Consider the following 18,539-nt stretch of genomic DNA (forward strand, 5'->3'; position numbering starts at 1 on the left):
CTGTCACTTTAGTGAACCAGCATGCCGGTCAGCCAATACGCTTGGGCCAGGGTGATCAGGCCGACGATGGTGGCGAAGAACAGGCTGTGTTTGAGGGTGAAGCGGAACAGATCAGATTCTTTGCCGACCAGGCCGGTAGCCGCACAGGCAACGGCGATCGACTGTGGCGAGATCATCTTGCCGGTCACACCACCGCTGGTGTTGGCCGCGACCAGCAGGGTGTCGTTGACCCCAATCTGGTGTGCAGTGGTGGCCTGCAGCGAGCTGAACAGGGCGTTGGACGAGGTGTCGGAACCGGTCAGGAACACGCCCAGCCAGCCAAGGAATGGCGAGAAGAACGGGAAGGCTGCGCCGGTGCCGGCCAGTACCAGGGCCATGGTCGAAGACATGCCCGAGTAGTTGGTGACGAAGGCGAAGGCCAACACCATACCGATCGACAGGATTGGCCAGCGCAGCTCAAAGAGGGTCTCTTTAAAAGTGGTCAGACCAGTTTTGAAGTTGATCTTCAGCACCAGCATGGAGATCAGCGCCGAGAAGAAAATCGCGGTACCGGTGGCGGAAATCGGGTCGAGTTTGAACACGGCCGGAATCGCGGTCGGGGTGGCGACAATCGGTGCGGTTTTGATAACCAACTGATCAAGGTGCGGAATCGCGAAGTTGAATACCCAGCTGTACATCGAACCGCCCGCAGCGAACGCTGCCTTGAACGGCTTCAAGGTCCAGATGGTGACCAGCACGGTGAGAATCAGGAACGGCGACCAGGCTTTGAAGATCTCGCCGAAGCTGTAAGGCGAAGGCTGGCTACCACCGCCATTGACCACGGCGGCGCCGACACTGCCGGTGGCGGTAGTGAACGAACGCTTGGGCTGCCAGACCTTGAGGAACAGGGTCAGGGAAATCAGGCTGGCCAGGGCCGAGGTGATGTCCGGCAGTTCCGGGCCAATGAAGTTCGAGGTGAAGTACTGGGTTACGGCGAAGCTCAGACCGGCCACCAGGGCTGCAGGCCAGGTTTCTTTGACGCCGCGCAGGCCGTCCATCATGAACACCAGCCAGAACGGCACGAACAACGACAGCAACGGCAGTTGGCGGCCGGTCATGGCGCCGATCTTGAAAGCGTCGATACCGGTTACTTGGCCAGCAACGATGATCGGGATACCCAAGGCGCCGAAGGCCACTGGTGCGGTGTTAGCGATCAGGCACAGGCCGGCGGCGTAAAGCGGGTTGAAGCCCAGGCCGACCAGCAGCGCAGCAGTAATCGCTACCGGGGCGCCGAAGCCGGCGGCACCTTCGAGGAAGGCACCGAAGCAGAAACCGATCAGCAGCACCTGCAGGCGCTGGTCATCGGTGATCGACAGCACGGAGCTGCGGATCACTTCGAACTGGCCACTTTTGACCGTCAGTTTGTAGAGGAACACCGCAGCAACGATGATCCAGGCAATAGGCCACAGGCCGTAGGCAAAACCGTAACCGGCGGCAGCAATAGCCATGTCGGCAGGCATCTGGAAAGCGAAGATTGCTACCAGAATCGACAAACCGAGGGTGATGCTACCGGCGACGTGACCCTTGAGGCGGAACACCGCCAGGGCGAGGAAGAAGAATACGATCGGGATGACTGCCGCGAGCGCGGACAGGCCAAGACTACCAAGCGGACTGTAGAGCTGTTGCCAGGTTTGCATATGGGGTGGCCCCTAATTGTTGTTGGTCAGCACTGGCATTGGATAATTGGTAAGACCAATTTACAATGTCGAGGCGCTAGGTTAAAAGCCTCGTTGTAGGTGTGTCAATTTGTCCCGGTAAAACTTTTGTCGGGTGAGCGTCGGAACAAGGGCCTGAGTTGCACGGAAATTTGCTATCTGATGGGTGTCGGCAGCGTGCGGATGCGCCAGAATAGACAGCCCCGAATGCACTCGGGATCGTGGAGAGCATGTGATGGTTTTTGATCAGGTCCGCCAACGCCGTTTGTCCGACGATATCGTCGAACGGCTTGAGGGGATGATTCTCGAAGGCACCCTGAGTGCCGGTCAGCGGCTGCCTGCCGAGCGCGCCCTGGCCGAACAGTTCGGCGTGTCGCGACCGTCGTTGCGCGAAGCGATTCAGAAGCTTGTGGCCAAAGGGCTGCTGGTCAGTCGCCAGGGTGGCGGCAACTATGTGGCTGAATCACTTGGCTCGACGTTTAGCGACCCGTTGCTGCAATTGCTGGAAAGTAACCCTGAAGCTCAGCGTGATCTGCTTGAGTTTCGTCATACCCTGGAAGCCTCGTGCGCCTATTACGCGGCGACTCGGGCGACAGAGCCTGATCGTCAACGCCTCAAGGCGGCGTTCGATACCCTGCAGGATTGCTACACCCGCCAGGATGAAGTCAGTCGGGCGGAAGAGGGCGCGGCCGACGCGCGTTTTCATCTGGCCATTGCCGAAGCCAGCCACAATGCCGTGTTGTTGCACACCATTCGTGGCCTGTTCGACCTACTTAAGCGCAACGTGGTCACCAACATTGGCGGCATGTACAAGCAGCGCGCAGAAACCCGCGACATGCTGATCGGTCAGCACCGCGATCTGTATCAGGCGATTGTCGAAGGTCGGGCCGAAGACGCGCGGGCAATTTCCAGCCGACATATTTTGTATGTGCAGGAAGTGCTCGACGAGGTGCGTCAGGAAGTGCAGCGAACAGCGCGGGCAGAACGGCGCGGTCTGTAGGAGACTGCCTTGCATCGCCGGCAAGGCCGGCTCCTACAGTGGGAAAGTTAGTCTTCCTTGCCCTTGTTGCGCACTGCACGCTGCAATTCGCGATTGGAATCACGCTCGCGCTGGGTGTCGCGTTTGTCGTATTCCTTCTTGCCCTTACCAAGCGCGATCTCGCACTTGATCAAGTGCTTGCTCCAGTAGATCGACAAGGCCACGCAAGTGTAGCCCTTCTGCTGCACGGCAGCATGCAGGCGCTCTAGCTCGCGGCGATTGAGTAGCAGTTTGCGGGTACGTGTCGGGTCGGCAATGACATGCGTACTGGCGGCCGTCAGCGGCGTGATATGGCTGCCCATCAGCCAGGCCTCGCCATCTTTGAGCACCACGTAGCTGTCAGTCAGGTGCGCCTTGCCGGCACGTAGACTTTTTACTTCCCAACCGGACAGGACCAATCCGGCCTCGAACTTGTGCTCGATGAAGTAATCGTGTCGCGCCTTTTTATTCTGCGCGATGGTCCCTGTCGGATGTTTCGTTTGTTTAGCCATAGGGGCGGCATTATAGGCAGTCGTTGCGTTGTCGGCTACGGGGTTGCAGTGCGCCTTGAGCCTGTGAGTTGAATCCCGGACAATGCGCGCTCTTTTTTTCCACAGTTGAGCGTGTTGATGTCGACGGACAAGGTTTCTGTCCATGGTAGCTGGGCCAGTCGCTGGGTGTTTGTACTGGCGGCAACCGGTGCTGCGGTGGGGCTGGGAAGTATCTGGAAATTCCCCTACATGGTCGGCGTGTACGGTGGCGGTGCCTTTGTTCTGGTGTTTCTGGCCTGTATTGCCCTGATCGGTATTCCGGTGATGCTCGCCGAAACCCTGATCGGTCGGCGCACCCGGCAAAGTCCGGCCAATGCCTTGCGTGACCTGGCGCTAGAGGCCGGTCACTCACCGCGCTGGTCCTGGTGGGCGTTCGCCGGGATGATCACGGCGCTGTTGATTCTGTCGTTCTACAGTGTGGTCGGGGGCTGGTCGTTCGATTACATCATCAATATGGGCAGGGGCGATTTTGAGGGGGTTACGGCTGACCAGGTCGGTGGTTACTTCAATGGCGTGATCAGCGATCCCTGGCGCCTGGTGCTGTGGCACAGCCTGTTCATGCTGCTGTCGGCGCTGGTGATTGCCCGCGGCGTGGTCGCGGGGCTGGAGAAGAGCCTGCGCATCATGATGCCGCTGCTGTTCTTGCTATTGGTGATTCTACTTGGCTACAGCCTGACCACCGGGCACTTCATGCAGGGTCTGCATTTCATGTTCGACTTCGACACCTCGCGTCTGCTCGATGGGTTGTTGCCGGCCATGGGGCATGCCTTCTTTTCGTTGAGTGTCGGTGTCGGTTCGTTGTTGATCTACGGCGCCTATATGCCTAAAGGCGCTTCCATCGGTGGCACCATCGTCGCCGTGGCGCTGCTCGACACCTTCGTCTCGCTGTTGGCGGGCCTGGCCTTGTTCCCGATTGTGTTTGCAGCCGGTCTGAACCCGAGCGAGGGTCCCGGCCTGATGTTCGTTGCCTTGCCGTTTGCTTTCGGTAATGTGGCCTTTGGCCAATTGATGGGCGTCATATTCTTTGTGCTGGTCGCAGTGGCCGCCTGGAGTTCGGCGATTTCCCTGCTCGAACCCATGGTTGCCTATCTGGTGGAGCGCACTGGCGTGCGGCGTGGTTGGATCACCACCTGGTTGGCTTTCAGTTGCTGGTTGGTTGGCCTGGGTACGGTGTTTTCGTTCAATATCTGGCAACAGGCACGCTTTTTCGTGAACGATGGCAGCGGTTTTCAGTTCTACCAATGGGGGGCGAGCGGCGGGCTGGATTTCTTCGGCGTGATCGACTTTTTCACCTCGCGGATCATGTTGCCGCTGGGCGGTTTGTGCTTTGTGATATTCGCTGGTTGGATCATGGGGCGTGAAACGGTGCGCGATGAATTGGCCATGCGCAGCCCGCTGCTGTTTGCTCTGACTTTCTTCTTGATGCGCTATGTGGCGCCCCTCGGCATTCTGGTTGTGTTTGCCGCTCAGCTTTGGAAGTGACGCCTGGATGACTACTCATATTCAACGTTCGGCTCTGCTGCCTTATCCCGCCCAGGCGTTGTACGACCTGGTCAACGATGTCGCACGCTACCCGGAGTTTCTGCCCTGGTGCTCGTCCAGCACTGTGCTGGAAGACAACGACACGCTGATGCGTGCCAGCCTGGAAGTAGCCAAGGGGGGCATGAGCCAGAAGTTCGTCACCCGCAATGTATTGGTGCCGGGGCAGTCCATTGAGATGAACCTGGAAGAGGGGCCGTTCAATCAACTGCACGGCTTGTGGATCTTCAAGCCGTTGGGGGAGAAGGCCTGTAAAATCAGCCTGGACCTGTCCTTTGACTATGCCGGGCCGCTGGTGCGGGCAACCCTCGGGCCGTTGTTCAACCAGGCTGCCAACACCCTGGTCGATGCCTTCTGTCAGCGGGCCAAGCAACTCAATGGCTGAGCGATTGCTGCAGGTTGAAGTGGTCTACGCGACGGCCGAGCAGCAATGGCTGCTGTCTGTAGCGGTAGCGCCCGGCACTACGTTGCGTGAGGCTGTGCGCTTGTCAGGGCTCGCTGAGCAGGTGCCCGGTCTGAATATAGAAGCGTTCCCGCTGGGCATTTTCGGCAAACTCGTCACCGAGGCTGCGCAGCAGGTCGTTGCTGAAGGTGATCGAATTGAGTTGTACCGGCCTCTGCTGGCCGACCCCAAAGAGGTACGCAAGCAGCGTGCAGCCAAGGTGGCGCGAGTGTTCAAGAAAGCCAAGCGTTAAATTACAGAGACCAAAAAGCCCGGAATCTCCGGGCTTTTCTTTGCCAGCAGCGTGCTTACTGCGGAGAGGTTTCCAGTGGGGCTGGAGTCGGTACCGGAATGGTTTCGATGGTATCGACCTCGTTCTGGATCTTCTCTTCAAGGGAGCCTGGCTTGGCCGGGGTTTCCTTGACGGGTTCAACCTGTTCGGTGCCTGGTTGGGCTGGGCTGACACTGGTGTCGCCGCTGCCACCGAGGATTTCCTGATCGCGGCTGACGCCTGGCATAAAGTCGCCGGACAGGCTTACCAACTGATCGCTTTCGTTGAAGAAAATGCTCATACGTTCCTGCTGGCGTTCGCCGCCACCAGGTTGCAGGCTGTACAGGTAATCCCAACGATTGGTGTGGAAAGTATCCTGGATCAGCGGGTTGCCCATGATAAACCTTACTTGCCGACGGGTCATTCCGGGGCGTAATTGGTCTATCATGTCTTGCGTGACGACATTGCCCTGCTGGATGTCGATTTTGTAAACCCCGGGGAACGAGCAACCGGCGAGTGCGAGCAGTCCCACAAGGGTGAGGCTGGTTAGCAAGAGCTTGGTGTTTTGCATCGGTGGGCGACTTCCACTATCTTGGCTGGACAACGTAAACCCCGATCATACCCGTATTCAGAGAAGCTGCGAAGCAGCATCGGCGAGAAAGCTGACCATGGTTGAAAATAGCGAACTGCGCAAAGCCGGTCTCAAGGTGACACTGCCTCGAGTAAAAATTCTACAGATGCTCGACTCTACCGAGCAGCGTCACATGAGTGCTGAGGATGTCTACAAGGCGCTGATGGAGGCAGGCGAGGATGTCGGTCTGGCCACGGTGTATCGTGTTCTGACCCAGTTCGAAGCCGCAGGCCTGGTCGTGCGCCACAATTTCGACGGCGGCCACGCCGTGTTCGAACTGGCCGACGGCGGTCACCACGACCATATGGTCAACGTGGAGTCTGGCGAAGTTATCGAGTTCTTTGATAGCGAGATTGAAAAGCGCCAGAAAGAAATCGTTGCCGAACATGGTTTCGAACTGGTTGATCATAATCTGGTCCTGTACGTGCGCAAGAAAAAGTAAGCAAACGTTTCTTGCTGCACAACAACAAAGGCGACCCTGGGGTCGCCTTTGTGCTTTCTGCGGCATCAGGCCTTGCTGGTGACGACCATTTTGCGGGCGTGGGCCAGGGATTCTTTGGTCAGGTCGATGCCGCCAAGCATCCGCGCCACTTCTTCGACACGCTCGCGCTTGCCTAAATTGGCCACGGCGGTGTGGGTGGCATCGCTGTTGCGCACCTTGTGTACAAACAGGTGATGATGGCCTTGCGCTGCAACTTGCGGCAGGTGAGTTACCGTCAGCACCTGACCGCGCTCACCCAGACGGCGCAACAATTGACCGACGATCTCCGCAGTCGGCCCGCCGATCCCCACGTCGACTTCGTCGAACACCAGCGTTGGGATGCGTGAGGTTTGCGCAGTAATCACCTGGATTGCCAGGCTGATGCGTGACAGTTCACCTCCGGACGCGACTTTGGCCAAGCCTTTGAGCGGTTGCCCAGGGTTGGCGCTGACCAGCAGTTCTACCTGCTCCAGGCCATGAGGTGACAGTTCGTCACTATTGTTGGCATACAATTCGATGCTGAAGCGGCCACCGGGCATCCCCAGGCGCTGAATTTCCTGCTCAACCGCGCCGGCCAGTTGGGTTGCCGCCTGACCGCGCAAGGCACTCAGTTCTCCGGCTTTGTCCTGGTAGTGGCGGGCAAAGGCGGCCAGTTCGTCGCCCAGACGCTCGATGGATTCGTCATTGGCATTAAGACCTTCGAGCTCATCCATTAAGCGTTGTTGCAGGTTGGCCAGTTCGGTCGGATGTACCCGGTGCTTGCGCGCGAGGGTGTAGATGCTGTCGAGGCGCTCTTCGAGTTGCTGCAGGCGTGCCGGGTCGGCATCGAAGTTATCAAGGAAGCGGTTCAGCTCGCCGACCGCTTCCTCGACCTGGATTTGCGCGCTGGCAATCATAGTGGCGGCTTCGCCCAGTGCTTTGGGGGCATTCTGCACTGCGGTCAGGCGATTGAGACTGGCGGTCAGGGCATTGAGCACATTGCCTGAGTCGCTCTCGCTGCAGTGATCAATCACCTGGCGGCAAATGCCGAACAGTGCTTCGGCGTTGGTCAGGTTCTTGTGTTCCTGCTCCAGTTGCTCCAGTTCATTGTCGCCCAGGCCGAGGTTGTCGAGTTCTTCGAGCTGGTAGCTAAGCAGTTGGTGCTGCGCCCGTTGTTCGTCGCCGGAGTTGGACAGCCGCTCCAGTTCCTGGCGCGTCTGGCGCCAGCGCTGGGCCGCCAGTTGAACCTGGCGGGCCAGATCAGTGGCGCCCGCGTACTCGTCGAGCAGGCGGCGGTGGGTGTCGGTCTTAAGCAGTGACTGGTGTTCGTGCTGGCTGTGGATATCAATCAGCAGCTCGCCGAGCGCCTTGAGGTCGCCAAGGGGGCAGGGCGTGCCGTTGATATAGCCGCGGCTGCGACCTTCGGCAGTGATCACCCGGCGCAGGATGCACGGACCGTCGTTGTCCAGGTCGCGCTCGCTCAACCAGGTGTGCGCCTCGGGGATGTCGACAAGGTCGAATGTGGCGAGGATGTCGGCTTTGTCGGCACCAGGGCGTACCACGCCACTGTCGGCGCGATCACCCAGGGTCAGGCCCAGGGCATCGAGCATAATTGATTTGCCGGCCCCGGTTTCACCGGTGATGACGCTCATCCCGCGAGCAAGCTCGAGGTCCAGATGTTCGACGATGGCGTAATTGTGTACGGACAGGTGCACCAGCATTGGGGCGGCTCCCAGGCGTTAAGTCTGGTTATTTATACAGTGGTTTAAAGTCTGCTGACAATGGCTGCGCTTAGTTCGATTTGCTTATCACGGCGGGGTTCTGATTTCGATGGGTTATGAATGAATCGGTCGACTGTACCTTTTGCCCCTTGAACCTGGGTTTTACGACCCCATATAGCCGACAGAAGCGCGAGTTCAGCTCGCTGACACAATTCGAGAGGAGTGATTTTATGGCTGACGAACAGCTGGATGAACAGAATCTGAACGCCGAAGAAACTGGCGCGCAAGACCTGAGCGCCCGCGTGCAGGTGCTCGAAGAGCAGCTGGCGGCGGCCCAGGATCAATCCCTGCGCACCGCTGCTGATCTGCAGAACATTCGTCGTCGTGCTGAGCAGGACGTCGAAAAGGCGCACAAGTTTGCGCTGGAAAAATTCGCCGGTGACCTGCTGCCGGTCATCGATAGCCTCGAGCGTGGCCTGGAACTGTCCAGCGCTGAAGATGAGAGCATTCGCCCGATGCGTGAAGGCATCGAGCTGACCTTGAAGATGTTCCACGACACCCTCAAGCGCTACAACCTCGAAGCCATTGACCCGCACGGCGAACCCTTCAATGCCGAGCACCATCAGGCCATGGCCATGCAGGAAAGCGCTGAGGTCGAGCCTAACAGCGTGCTCAAAGTGTTCCAGAAGGGCTATCAACTCAATGGTCGCCTGCTGCGTCCGGCCATGGTCGTGGTCAGCAAGGCCCCTGCAGCGGTTTCGCCGTCGATTGACGAGCAGGCTTGAAATCGTTTCAGGCGCCCCCATTTAGGTGTCAAGCATTCAAGTATTACCGCAGTTAGCCACCACTGCTGCGGCAACCAAATTCAAGTTTCGGGAGAGTTAACATGGGCAAAATCATCGGTATCGACCTGGGGACCACCAACTCCTGCGTCTCCATCCTGGAAAACGGCAACGTCAAAGTTATCGAGAACGCTGAAGGCGCGCGTACTACGCCGTCGATCATCGCCTACGCCAACGATGGCGAGATTCTGGTGGGTCAGTCGGCCAAGCGTCAGGCTGTCACCAATCCGCACAACACCCTGTACGCGGTTAAGCGTCTGATCGGCCGTCGCTTCGATGAAGATGTCGTGCAGAAAGACATCCAGATGGTGCCGTACAAGATCGTCAAGGCTGACAACAACGACGCTTGGGTCGAAGTCAACGGTCAGAAAATGGCACCGCCTCAGATCTCGGCTGAGATCCTGAAGAAAATGAAGAAGACTGCCGAAGATTACCTCGGCGAGCCTGTCACCGAAGCGGTCATCACCGTTCCGGCCTACTTCAACGACAGCCAGCGTCAGGCCACCAAAGATGCCGGTCGCATCGCCGGTCTGGACGTAAAACGTATCATCAACGAACCAACCGCAGCCGCTCTGGCTTACGGTATGGACAAGGCTAAAGGCGATCATACCGTGATCGTTTATGACCTTGGCGGTGGTACTTTCGACGTTTCGGTAATCGAGATTGCCGAAGTCGATGGCGAGCACCAGTTCGAAGTATTGGCCACCAACGGCGATACCTTCCTCGGTGGTGAAGACTTCGACATTCGCCTGATCGACTACCTCGTCGACGAGTTCAAGAAAGAAAGCGGCATGAACCTCAAGGGTGATCCGCTGGCCATGCAGCGCCTGAAAGAAGCTGCTGAAAAGGCCAAGATCGAGCTGTCCTCGAGCCAGATGACCGACGTCAACCTGCCGTACATCACTGCAGACGCCACCGGTCCTAAGCACCTGAACGTGAAGATCTCCCGCGCCAAGCTGGAGTCGCTGGTCGAAGACCTGGTTCAGCGCACCATCGAGCCATGCCGCATCGCGATGAAAGACGCTGGTATCGACGTCAGCAAGATCGACGACGTGATCTTGGTCGGTGGTCAGACCCGTATGCCGCTGGTACAGAAAGCGGTTACCGATTTCTTCGGTAAAGAAGCGCGCAAGGACGTCAACCCGGACGAAGCCGTTGCCATGGGTGCAGCGATTCAAGGTGCGGTACTGGCTGGTGACGTCAAAGACGTACTGCTGCTGGACGTCAGCCCGCTGACCCTGGGTATCGAAACCATGGGTGGCGTGATGACCGCGCTGATCGAGAAGAACACCACCATCCCGACCAAAAAATCGCAGGTGTTCTCGACGGCCGATGACAACCAGAGTGCCGTGACCATTCACGTGCTGCAAGGTGAGCGTAAGCAGGCTGCACAGAACAAGTCCCTGGGCAAGTTCGACCTGGCCGAGATTCCACCAGCACCACGTGGCGTGCCACAGATCGAAGTAACCTTCGACATCGACGCCAACGGCATTCTGCACGTAGGCGCCAAAGACAAGGCTACTGGCAAGACTCAGTCGATCGTGATCAAGGCCAACTCGGGTCTGTCTGATGAAGAAATTCAGCAGATGATCCGCGACGCCGAAGCGAACTCGGAAGAAGACCGCAAGTTCGAAGAGCTGGCCGCTGCCCGTAACCAGGGTGATGCACTGGTTCACTCGACTCGCAAAATGGTCGCAGATGCCGGTGACAAGGTTACTGCTGAAGAGAAGACTGCAATCGAAGCTGCTGTGGTTGCCCTGGAAGCCGCTGTCAAAGGCGACGACAAGGCTGTCATCGAGGCGAAGGTTGAAGAGCTGTCGAAAGTGTCGGCTCCAGTTGCTCAGAAAATGTACGCCGAGCAGCAGGCCGAACAGCCACAAGCTGGCGCGCAGCAGGCTGAAGAACCTAAGCACGACGACGTCGTCGATGCTGAGTTTGAAGAAGTCAAAGACAACAAGTAATTGCTACAGGTTGTCGGCCGGTTGACTGCTTTTTAGTGGTTGGCTGGTAGGATGTCGCCGCGCGGGGGCTTGCTCCCGCGTTGGTGTGTCTGGAATACCCGAATTTTTACAGCATCTGTCAGGCCTCCTGGAGGGGTATAAGGCGGGTGCTGGCGGCACAGCGCGGAAAGCGCAGAGGTTTGCCGAACGTCCTCAAGAGTGCAAAAGACTTATGGCAAAGCGTGACTATTACGAAGTTCTGGGAGTTGAGCGCGGCTCCAGTGAAGCGGACCTGAAGAAGGCCTATCGCCGTCTGGCGATGAAGCATCACCCGGACCGTAACCCTGATGACAAAGAGTCGGAAGAGAAATTCAAGGAAGCCAACGAGGCTTACGAAGTGCTCTCCGATGCCAGCAAGCGCGCAGCCTATGACCAGTATGGTCATGCAGGCGTTGACCCGAGCATGGGTGGCGGCGGTGCCGGCTTTGGTGGCGCGAACTTCTCCGATATTTTCGGCGATGTGTTCAGCGACTTCTTCGGCGGCGGCCGTGGTGGTGGTCGTGGCGGTGCCCAGCGTGGTAGCGACCTGCGCTACACCCTGGAGCTGAACCTGGAAGAAGCTGTGCGTGGCACCACGGTCAATATCCGTGTGCCGACGCTGGTCAACTGCGAACCGTGCGACGGGTCCGGTGCGAAGAAAGGCTCGTCGCCTTCGACCTGCCCGACCTGTGGCGGTATTGGTCAGGTGCGCATGCAGCAGGGCTTCTTCTCTGTGCAGCAGACCTGCCCACGTTGCCATGGTCAGGGCAAGATCATTACTGATCCGTGCGGCTCTTGCCATGGTGAAGGCCGTATCGAAGAGTACAAGACCCTTTCGGTCAAGGTGCCTGCGGGTGTCGATACCGGCGACCGTATTCGTCTGTCTGGCGAAGGCGAAGCGGGTTCTCATGGTGGTCCGACCGGTGATCTGTACGTTGTGATCAATGTGCGTGAACACCCGATTTTCCAGCGTGACGGCAAGCACCTGTACTGCGAAGTACCGATCAGTTACACCGATGCTGCCTTGGGTGGCGAGCTGGAAGTGCCGACCCTCGATGGTCGGGTCAAGCTGAAGATTCCGGAAGGAACTCAGACTGGCAAGCAGTTCCGCCTGCGTGGCAAGGGTGTTGCGCCGGTTCGCGGTGGCGGTGCGGGTGACCTGATGTGCCGTGTTGCGGTGGAGACGCCAGTCAACCTCAGTCGTCGTCAGCGTGAGTTGCTCGAAGAGCTGCGTGATTCGCTGGAAGGTGACAGTTCCCATTCGCCGAAAGCCAACGGCTGGTTCGAAGGCGTGAAGCGCTTCTTCGGCGACTTGTAAGAAGGAATAGGGCATGCGACGTATAGCGGTAATGGGTGCGGCAGGGCGCATGGGCAAAACCCTGATCGAGGCGGTGCAGCAGACTCCGGGTGCCGGGCTGACTGCAGCTATTGATCGTCCGGACAGCACCTTGGTTGGCGCGGATGCCGGTGAGTTGGCGGCGCTGGGTCGGATTGGCGTGTTGCTCTCTGATGACCTGGCCAAGGTGGCTGACGAGTTCGATGTGCTGATCGACTTCACTCACCCTTCGGTGACCCTGAAAAATCTGGCGTTTTGTCGTAAGGCAGGCAAGGCCATGATCATCGGCACCACCGGTTTCAGTGTTGAGGAGAAGCAGCTGCTGGCTGAGGCGGGCAAGGACATACCGATTGTCTTTGCTGCCAACTTCAGTGTTGGGGTCAACCTCAGCCTCAAGCTGCTGGATATGGCAGCGCGGGTGTTGGGTGATGAAGTCGACATCGAGATCATCGAGGCTCACCACCGGCACAAGGTTGATGCGCCGTCGGGTACCGCGCTGCGCATGGGTGAAGTCGTTGCCAATGCGTTGGGGCGGGATCTGCAGGAAGTGGCGGTTTATGGTCGTGAAGGCCAGACCGGTGCGCGTGATCGTCAGACCATTGGTTTCGCCACCGTGCGTGCCGGCGATGTGGTCGGTGATCACACCGTGCTGTTCGCCGCTGAAGGTGAGCGCCTTGAGATCACCCACAAGGCGTCGAGTCGCATGACCTTTGCCAAAGGGGCGGTTCGTGCTGCGCTGTGGCTGGACGGGCGTGAGCCTGGTCTGTACGACATGCAGGACGTGCTTGACCTGCGTTGATTGCTGTTTGGGGCCGTCCTGCGGCCCATCGCTGGCAAGGCCAGCTCCCGCAGAAGTCGCCAGCGAATACTGTAGGCGCTAGCCTTGCTCGTGATGTTCCGCGCTCCTGGCGACGTCCTGTCGCATTCCTGCGCCTTTCAGGCACATCAGTGGTAGACCCAAAAAGCGTTTTTCTGTAAGCTACAGCTTTAGTGTGTCCACTAAAAGCGCGCAGATAATTCGACGAAGAAAGCGGGGTGACGTGTCTATACGTCATTCCGCTTTTTTGCAACCTGCGATCGCCCCTTCAGGCTAGATTTACGGGAGGTCTTCTTGACTAAGCCAGCCATACTCGCCCTTGCTGATGGCAGCATTTTTCGCGGTGAAGCCATTGGAGCCGACGGTCAGACCGTTGGTGAGGTGGTGTTTAACACCGCAATGACCGGCTATCAGGAAATCCTGACTGACCCTTCCTATGCGCAGCAAATCGTTACCCTGACTTACCCGCACATTGGCAACACCGGCACCACGCCGGAAGATGCCGAGTCCGACCGCGTCTGGTCGGCCGGTCTGGTCATTCGTGACCTGCCGCTGATCGCAAGCAACTGGCGCAACAAGCAGTCGCTGCCTGACTACCTCAAAGCCAACAACGTGGTTGCGATCGCCGGGATCGACACGCGTCGCCTGACGCGCATCCTGCGTGAGAAGGGCGCGCAGAACGGTTGTATCCTCGCCGGCGACAACATCAGCGAAGAGGCTGCAATCGCTGCCGCTCGCGGTTTCCCAGGCCTGAAGGGCATGGACCTGGCAAAAGTCGTCAGCACCAAGAGCAGCTACGAATGGCGCTCCAGCGTCTGGGAGCTGAAAACCGACAGCCATGCGACCCTCGAGGCTGCCGAGCTGCCGTACCATGTGGTTGCCTACGACTTCGGCGTCAAGCTGAACATCCTGCGCATGCTGGTTGCTCGCGGCTGCCGCCTGACCGTTGTGCCAGCGCAAACCCCAGCCAGCGAAGTCCTGGCACTCAATCCGGATGGCGTGTTCCTGTCCAACGGTCCGGGTGATCCGGAGCCATGTGACTACGCGATCCAGGCGATCAAGGACATTCTCGAAACCGAGATCCCGGTATTCGGTATCTGCCTCGGTCACCAACTGCTGGCCCTGGCCTCCGGTGCCAAGACCGTGAAAATGGGTCATGGTCACCATGGTGCCAACCACCCGGTCCAGGACCTGGATACTGGCGTGGTAATGATCACCAGTCAGAACCACGGCTTCGCAGTCGATGAAGCCACCCTGCCGGGTAACGTGCGTGCCATTCACAAGTCGCTGTTCGACGGTACCCTGCAGGGTATCGAGCGCACCGACAAGAGCGCGTTCAGCTTCCAGGGTCACCCTGAAGCCAGCCCGGGCCCGACCGACGTCGCGCCTCTGTTCGACCGTTTCATCGATGCCATGGCCAAGCGCCGCTGAGCACCTGGCGAGAAGGCCCTGGACCGGTGCAAGCCGCGTTCAGGTGCCGCCCCCAAGATTGTTCAATGCGGCTTGCCGACTGACCTGCGGAATTGAGTGACAACCCATGCCAAAACGTACAGACATTAAAAGCATCCTGATTCTTGGCGCTGGCCCGATCGTGATCGGCCAGGCTTGCGAATTCGACTACTCCGGCGCCCAGGCGTGTAAAGCCCTGCGCGAGGAAGGCTATCGCGTCATCCTGGTGAACTCCAACCCAGCCACCATCATGACCGACCCGGCCATGGCCGACGCCACCTACATCGAGCCGATCAAATGGCAGACAGTGGCCAAGATCATCGAAAAAGAGCGTCCAGACGCGCTGCTGCCGACCATGGGTGGTCAGACTGCGCTGAACTGTGCCCTGGACCTGGAGCGTGAAGGCGTTCTGGAGAAGTTCGGCGTGGAAATGATCGGCGCCAACGCCGACACCATCGACAAGGCTGAAGACCGTTCGCGCTTCGATACGGCCATGAAGTCCATCGGCCTGGAGTGCCCGCGTTCCGGCATCGCCCATAGCATGGAAGAGGCCAACGCGGTGCTCGAGAAGCTTGGCTTCCCTTGCATCATTCGCCCGTCCTTCACTATGGGTGGCACCGGTGGTGGTATCGCTTACAACCGTGAAGAGTTCGAAGAAATCTGCGCCCGTGGTCTGGACCTGTCGCCAACCAAAGAGCTGCTGATCGACGAATCGCTGATCGGCTGGAAAGAGTACGAGATGGAAGTGGTCCGCGACAAAAAGGACAACTGCATCATCGTCTGCTCGATTGAAAACTTTGACCCGATGGGTGTGCACACCGGTGACTCGATCACCGTCGCACCAGCGCAGACCTTGACCGACAAGGAATACCAGATCATGCGCAACGCCTCACTGGCGGTGCTGCGTGAAATCGGTGTTGAAACTGGCGGTTCCAACGTGCAGTTCGGTATCTGCCCAGACACCGGCCGCATGGTCGTCATCGAAATGAACCCGCGTGTGTCGCGTTCCTCGGCGCTGGCCTCGAAAGCCACTGGCTTCCCGATTGCCAAGATCGCTGCCAAGCTGGCCGTCGGTTATACCCTCGACGAACTGCAGAACGACATCACCGGTGGTCGTACCCCGGCTTCGTTCGAGCCGTCGATCGACTACGTGGTTACCAAGCTGCCACGTTTCGCTTTCGAAAAATTCCCGAAAGCCGACGCCCGCCTGACTACCCAGATGAAATCTGTGGGTGAAGTCATGGCCATCGGCCGGACCTTCCAGGAGTCGCTGCAAAAAGCCCTGCGTGGTCTGGAAGTTGGCGTTTGCGGCCTCGACCCGAAAGTTGACCTGGCCAGCCCTGAAGCCAACAGCATCCTCAAACGCGAGCTGACCGTGCCGGGCGCCGAGCGTATCTGGTACGTGGCTGACGCCATGCGCGCTGGCATGACCTGCGACGAAATCTTCGCCCTGACCGGTATCGACCACTGGTTCCTGGTGCAGATGGAAGACCTGATCAAAGAAGAAGAGAAGGTCAAAACCCTCGCGCTGTCGGCGATCGACAAGGACCTGATGCTGCGTCTGAAGCGCAAAGGCTTCTCTGATCAGCGTCTGGCCAAGTTGCTGGGTATCACCGACAAGAACCTGCGTCGTCACCGTCACAAGCTGGAAGTGTTCCCGGTCTACAAGCGCGTCGACACCTGTGCCGCCGAGTTCGCTACCGACACCGCCTACCTGTACTCGACTTACGAGGAAGAGTGCGAGGCCAACCCGTCGACCCGCGACAAGATCATGATTCTCGGTGGCGGTCCTAACCGTATCGGTCAGGGTATCGAGTTCGACTACTGCTGCGTACACGCGGCACTGGCCCTGCGTGAAGATGGCTACGAGACCATCATGGTCAACTGCAACCCGGAAACCGTTTCCACCGACTACGACACCTCCGACCGTCTGTACTTTGAGCCGCTGACCCTTGAAGACGTACTGGAAGTGGTGCGCGTCGAGAAGCCAAAAGGTGTGATCGTTCACTACGGTGGTCAGACCCCGCTGAAACTGGCTCGTGCCCTGGAAGAAGCTGGCGTGCCGATCATCGGTACCAGCCCTGACGCCATCGACCGTGCCGAAGACCGTGAGCGTTTCCAGCACATGGTTCAGCGTCTGAACCTGCTGCAGCCGCCAAACGCCACCGTGCGCAGCGAAGATGAAGCGATTCGTGCTGCCGGTGTCATCGGTTACCCGCTGGTAGTTCGTCCTTCCTACGTGCTGGGTGGGCGTGCGATGGAAATCGTCTACGAACTGGACGAGCTCAAGCGCTACCTGCGTGAAGCAGTACAAGTGTCCAACGACAGCCCGGTACTGCTCGACCACTTCCTTAATTGCGCCATCGAGATGGACGTGGATGCGGTCTGCGACGGCAAGGACGTGGTCATCGGCGCGATCATGCAGCACATCGAGCAGGCTGGTGTTCACTCCGGTGACTCGGCTTGCTCGCTGCCTCCATACTCGTTGCCAGCGCATGTTCAGGACGAGGTCCGTGAACAGGTCAAAAAAATGGCCCTGGAACTGGGCGTGGTCGGCCTGATGAACGTGCAGCTGGCGCTGCAGGGCGACAAGATCTACGTGATCGAAGTCAACCCGCGCGCTTCGCGTACCGTGCCGTTTGTCTCCAAATGCATCGGCACGTCGCTGGCGATGATTGCCGCTCGCGTTATGGCCGGTAAGTCGCTGAAGGAAATCGGTTTCACCAAGGAAATCATTCCTAACTTCTACAGCGTCAAAGAAGCGGTGTTCCCGTTCGCTAAGTTCCCAGGTGTTGACCCGATCCTCGGCCCAGAGATGAAATCCACTGGTGAGGTAATGGGTGTTGGCGACAGCTTTGGTGAAGCGTTCGCCAAAGCCCAGATGGGTGCCAGCGAAGTGCTGCCGACCGGCGGTACAGCGTTCATCAGCGTGCGTGACGACGACAAGCCACAAGTGGCTGGCGTTGCCCGCGACCTGATCGCCCTGGGCTTTGAAGTGGTCGCCACCGTCGGTACCGCCAAGGTCATCGAAGCAGCTGGCCTGAAAGTGCGTCGCGTGAACAAGGTGACCGAAGGTCGTCCGCACGTGGTCGACATGATCAAGAACGACGAAGTGTCGCTGATCATCAACACCACCGAAGGTCGTCAGTCGATCGCTGACTCCTACTCGATTCGTCGCAATGCGTTGCAGCACAAGATCTACTGCACCACGACTATTGCGGCCGGTGAAGCTATCTGCGAAGCGCTGAAGTTCGGTCCGGAAAAGACCGTTCGCCGCTTGCAGGATCTGCATGCAGGACTTAACGCATGATTAAATACCCTATGACAGTCCAGGGCCATCGTGCCCTGGAAGAAGAGCACGAGTTTCTCAGCAAGACCGAGCGTCCGCGTTTGAGCCAGGCCATTGGCGAGGCTCGCGAGCTTGGTGACCTCAAGGAAAACGCTGAGTACCACGCCGCTCGTGAAGAGCAGGGCATGGTCGAGGCGCGCATCCGTGACATCGAAGGCCGTCTGCAGAACGCGGTGGTGATTGATGTCACCACCATCGCCCATACCGGCAAGGTGATTTTCGGAACCACCGTAGAAATCGCCAACGTCGAGACGGACGAGAGTGTGAAGTACAAGATCGTCGGCGAGGACGAAGCTGACATCAAGGCTGGCAAGCTGTCGGTGGGTTCGCCCATCGCTCGCGCCCTGATGGGCAAGGAAGAAGGCGACGTGGTGGCGGTTAAGACCCCGAGCGGCCTGGTCGAGTACGAGATTGTCGAAGTCGCACACATCTGATCGGCG

16 protein-coding genes are annotated in these 18,539 nt (G+C 58.6%); 12 read left to right on the plus strand and 4 right to left on the minus strand.

What is annotated here, in order from left to right; translation table 11 throughout:
• Nucleotides 1-8: 8 nt before the first annotated feature.
• A complete protein-coding gene (locus tag ACQRAX_RS11790; RefSeq protein ID WP_412040274.1) occupies nucleotides 9-1,676 on the minus strand; it encodes a lactate permease LctP family transporter in 1,668 nt (555 codons plus the stop codon).
• A 253-nt stretch (nucleotides 1,677-1,929) separates the two neighbouring features.
• Between ACQRAX_RS11790 and ACQRAX_RS11795 the strand changes: the two genes are divergently transcribed.
• Nucleotides 1,930-2,694, plus strand: coding sequence for an FCD domain-containing protein (locus tag ACQRAX_RS11795; protein WP_412040275.1), 765 nt, complete (start codon nucleotides 1,930-1,932; stop codon nucleotides 2,692-2,694).
• 47 nt (nucleotides 2,695-2,741) lie between these two features.
• Here the strand turns inward: ACQRAX_RS11795 and smpB are convergent, their stop codons facing one another.
• A complete protein-coding gene (smpB, locus tag ACQRAX_RS11800) occupies nucleotides 2,742-3,224 on the minus strand; it encodes an SsrA-binding protein SmpB (protein ID WP_412040276.1) in 483 nt (160 codons plus the stop codon).
• Nucleotides 3,225-3,341: 117 nt separating this feature from the next.
• On the opposite strand from smpB, the gene ACQRAX_RS11805 reads away from it, so the two are divergent.
• Genes ACQRAX_RS11805 through ACQRAX_RS11815 form a run of 3 tightly spaced genes read left to right on the plus strand, consistent with a single transcriptional unit; the run spans nucleotide 3,342 to nucleotide 5,497 of the window.
• Complete coding sequence (locus ACQRAX_RS11805) at nucleotides 3,342-4,745, plus strand: sodium-dependent transporter (protein WP_412040277.1); 1,404 nt, start codon at nucleotides 3,342-3,344, stop codon at nucleotides 4,743-4,745.
• Nucleotides 4,746-4,752: 7 nt separating this feature from the next.
• Nucleotides 4,753-5,187: a type II toxin-antitoxin system RatA family toxin gene (locus tag ACQRAX_RS11810; RefSeq protein ID WP_412040278.1), complete on the plus strand. Its 435-nt coding sequence runs from the start codon at nucleotides 4,753-4,755 to the stop codon at nucleotides 5,185-5,187.
• Entirely contained in the window at nucleotides 5,180-5,497 is a 318-nt protein-coding gene (locus tag ACQRAX_RS11815) for an RnfH family protein (protein ID WP_412040279.1), read from the plus strand. The genes ACQRAX_RS11810 and ACQRAX_RS11815 overlap by 8 nt, the downstream gene beginning before the upstream one ends.
• 55 nt (nucleotides 5,498-5,552) lie before the next feature.
• Here the strand turns inward: ACQRAX_RS11815 and ACQRAX_RS11820 are convergent, their stop codons facing one another.
• A complete protein-coding gene (locus ACQRAX_RS11820) occupies nucleotides 5,553-6,086 on the minus strand; it encodes an outer membrane protein assembly factor BamE (protein ID WP_045182738.1) in 534 nt (177 codons plus the stop codon).
• Nucleotides 6,087-6,183: 97 nt separating this feature from the next.
• Between ACQRAX_RS11820 and fur the strand changes: the two genes are divergently transcribed.
• Nucleotides 6,184-6,588, plus strand: a complete 405-nt coding sequence (gene fur, locus ACQRAX_RS11825; protein ID WP_028944541.1) for a ferric iron uptake transcriptional regulator — start codon at nucleotides 6,184-6,186, stop codon at nucleotides 6,586-6,588.
• A gap of 65 nt (nucleotides 6,589-6,653) precedes the next feature.
• Here fur and recN read toward each other — a convergent pair whose 3' ends face one another.
• On the minus strand, nucleotides 6,654-8,327 hold the full coding sequence (recN, locus tag ACQRAX_RS11830) for a DNA repair protein RecN (RefSeq protein WP_412040280.1): 1,674 nt from the start codon (nucleotides 8,325-8,327) through the stop codon (nucleotides 6,654-6,656).
• A gap of 230 nt (nucleotides 8,328-8,557) precedes the next feature.
• Here recN and grpE point away from each other — a divergent pair, with 230 nt between their 5' ends.
• The 7 genes from grpE to greA all read left to right on the plus strand — a co-directional run bounded on the left by grpE (nucleotide 8,558) and on the right by greA (nucleotide 18,533).
• Complete coding sequence (gene grpE, locus ACQRAX_RS11835) at nucleotides 8,558-9,112, plus strand: nucleotide exchange factor GrpE (protein WP_412040281.1); 555 nt, start codon at nucleotides 8,558-8,560, stop codon at nucleotides 9,110-9,112.
• A 101-nt stretch (nucleotides 9,113-9,213) separates the two neighbouring features.
• A complete protein-coding gene (gene dnaK / locus ACQRAX_RS11840; protein WP_412040282.1) occupies nucleotides 9,214-11,130 on the plus strand; it encodes a molecular chaperone DnaK in 1,917 nt (638 codons plus the stop codon).
• Nucleotides 11,131-11,341: 211 nt separating this feature from the next.
• A complete protein-coding gene (gene dnaJ / locus ACQRAX_RS11845; protein ID WP_045182746.1) occupies nucleotides 11,342-12,466 on the plus strand; it encodes a molecular chaperone DnaJ in 1,125 nt (374 codons plus the stop codon).
• A 13-nt stretch (nucleotides 12,467-12,479) separates the two neighbouring features.
• A complete protein-coding gene (gene dapB / locus ACQRAX_RS11850; RefSeq protein WP_412040283.1) occupies nucleotides 12,480-13,283 on the plus strand; it encodes a 4-hydroxy-tetrahydrodipicolinate reductase in 804 nt (267 codons plus the stop codon).
• Nucleotides 13,284-13,595: 312 nt separating this feature from the next.
• Nucleotides 13,596-14,732 carry a glutamine-hydrolyzing carbamoyl-phosphate synthase small subunit gene (gene carA / locus ACQRAX_RS11855; protein ID WP_412040284.1) on the plus strand — a complete coding sequence of 379 codons (1,137 nt, stop codon included), beginning with the start codon at nucleotides 13,596-13,598 and terminating at the stop codon, nucleotides 14,730-14,732.
• 106 nt (nucleotides 14,733-14,838) lie between these two features.
• Nucleotides 14,839-18,060 carry a carbamoyl-phosphate synthase large subunit gene (gene carB, locus ACQRAX_RS11860; RefSeq protein WP_412040285.1) on the plus strand — a complete coding sequence of 1,074 codons (3,222 nt, stop codon included), beginning with the start codon at nucleotides 14,839-14,841 and terminating at the stop codon, nucleotides 18,058-18,060.
• A complete protein-coding gene (greA, locus tag ACQRAX_RS11865; RefSeq protein WP_045182755.1) occupies nucleotides 18,057-18,533 on the plus strand; it encodes a transcription elongation factor GreA in 477 nt (158 codons plus the stop codon). Before carB ends, greA begins: the two co-directional genes overlap by 4 nt.
• Nucleotides 18,534-18,539: the final 6 nt, after the last annotated feature.

Source organism: Pseudomonas sp. UM16, from assembly GCF_050312595.1.
GTDB lineage: Bacteria > Pseudomonadota > Gammaproteobacteria > Pseudomonadales > Pseudomonadaceae > Aquipseudomonas.

Bases quoted from the DNA above. Each gene is read 5' to 3' on its own strand.
- ACQRAX_RS11790 (WP_412040274.1), bottom strand. From the start codon at position 1,676: ATGCAAACCTGGCAACAGCTCTACAGTCCGCTTGGTAGTCTTGGCCTG.
- ACQRAX_RS11795 (WP_412040275.1), top strand. From the start codon at position 1,930: ATGGTTTTTGATCAGGTCCGCCAACGCCGTTTGTCCGACGATATCGTC.
- smpB (WP_412040276.1), bottom strand. From the start codon at position 3,224: ATGGCTAAACAAACGAAACATCCGACAGGGACCATCGCGCAGAATAAA.
- ACQRAX_RS11805 (WP_412040277.1), top strand. From the start codon at position 3,342: ATGTCGACGGACAAGGTTTCTGTCCATGGTAGCTGGGCCAGTCGCTGG.
- ACQRAX_RS11810 (WP_412040278.1), top strand. From the start codon at position 4,753: ATGACTACTCATATTCAACGTTCGGCTCTGCTGCCTTATCCCGCCCAG.
- ACQRAX_RS11815 (WP_412040279.1), top strand. From the start codon at position 5,180: ATGGCTGAGCGATTGCTGCAGGTTGAAGTGGTCTACGCGACGGCCGAG.
- ACQRAX_RS11820 (WP_045182738.1), bottom strand. From the start codon at position 6,086: ATGCAAAACACCAAGCTCTTGCTAACCAGCCTCACCCTTGTGGGACTG.
- fur (WP_028944541.1), top strand. From the start codon at position 6,184: ATGGTTGAAAATAGCGAACTGCGCAAAGCCGGTCTCAAGGTGACACTG.
- recN (WP_412040280.1), bottom strand. From the start codon at position 8,327: ATGCTGGTGCACCTGTCCGTACACAATTACGCCATCGTCGAACATCTG.
- grpE (WP_412040281.1), top strand. From the start codon at position 8,558: ATGGCTGACGAACAGCTGGATGAACAGAATCTGAACGCCGAAGAAACT.
- dnaK (WP_412040282.1), top strand. From the start codon at position 9,214: ATGGGCAAAATCATCGGTATCGACCTGGGGACCACCAACTCCTGCGTC.
- dnaJ (WP_045182746.1), top strand. From the start codon at position 11,342: ATGGCAAAGCGTGACTATTACGAAGTTCTGGGAGTTGAGCGCGGCTCC.
- dapB (WP_412040283.1), top strand. From the start codon at position 12,480: ATGCGACGTATAGCGGTAATGGGTGCGGCAGGGCGCATGGGCAAAACC.
- carB (WP_412040285.1), top strand. From the start codon at position 14,839: ATGCCAAAACGTACAGACATTAAAAGCATCCTGATTCTTGGCGCTGGC.
- greA (WP_045182755.1), top strand. From the start codon at position 18,057: ATGATTAAATACCCTATGACAGTCCAGGGCCATCGTGCCCTGGAAGAA.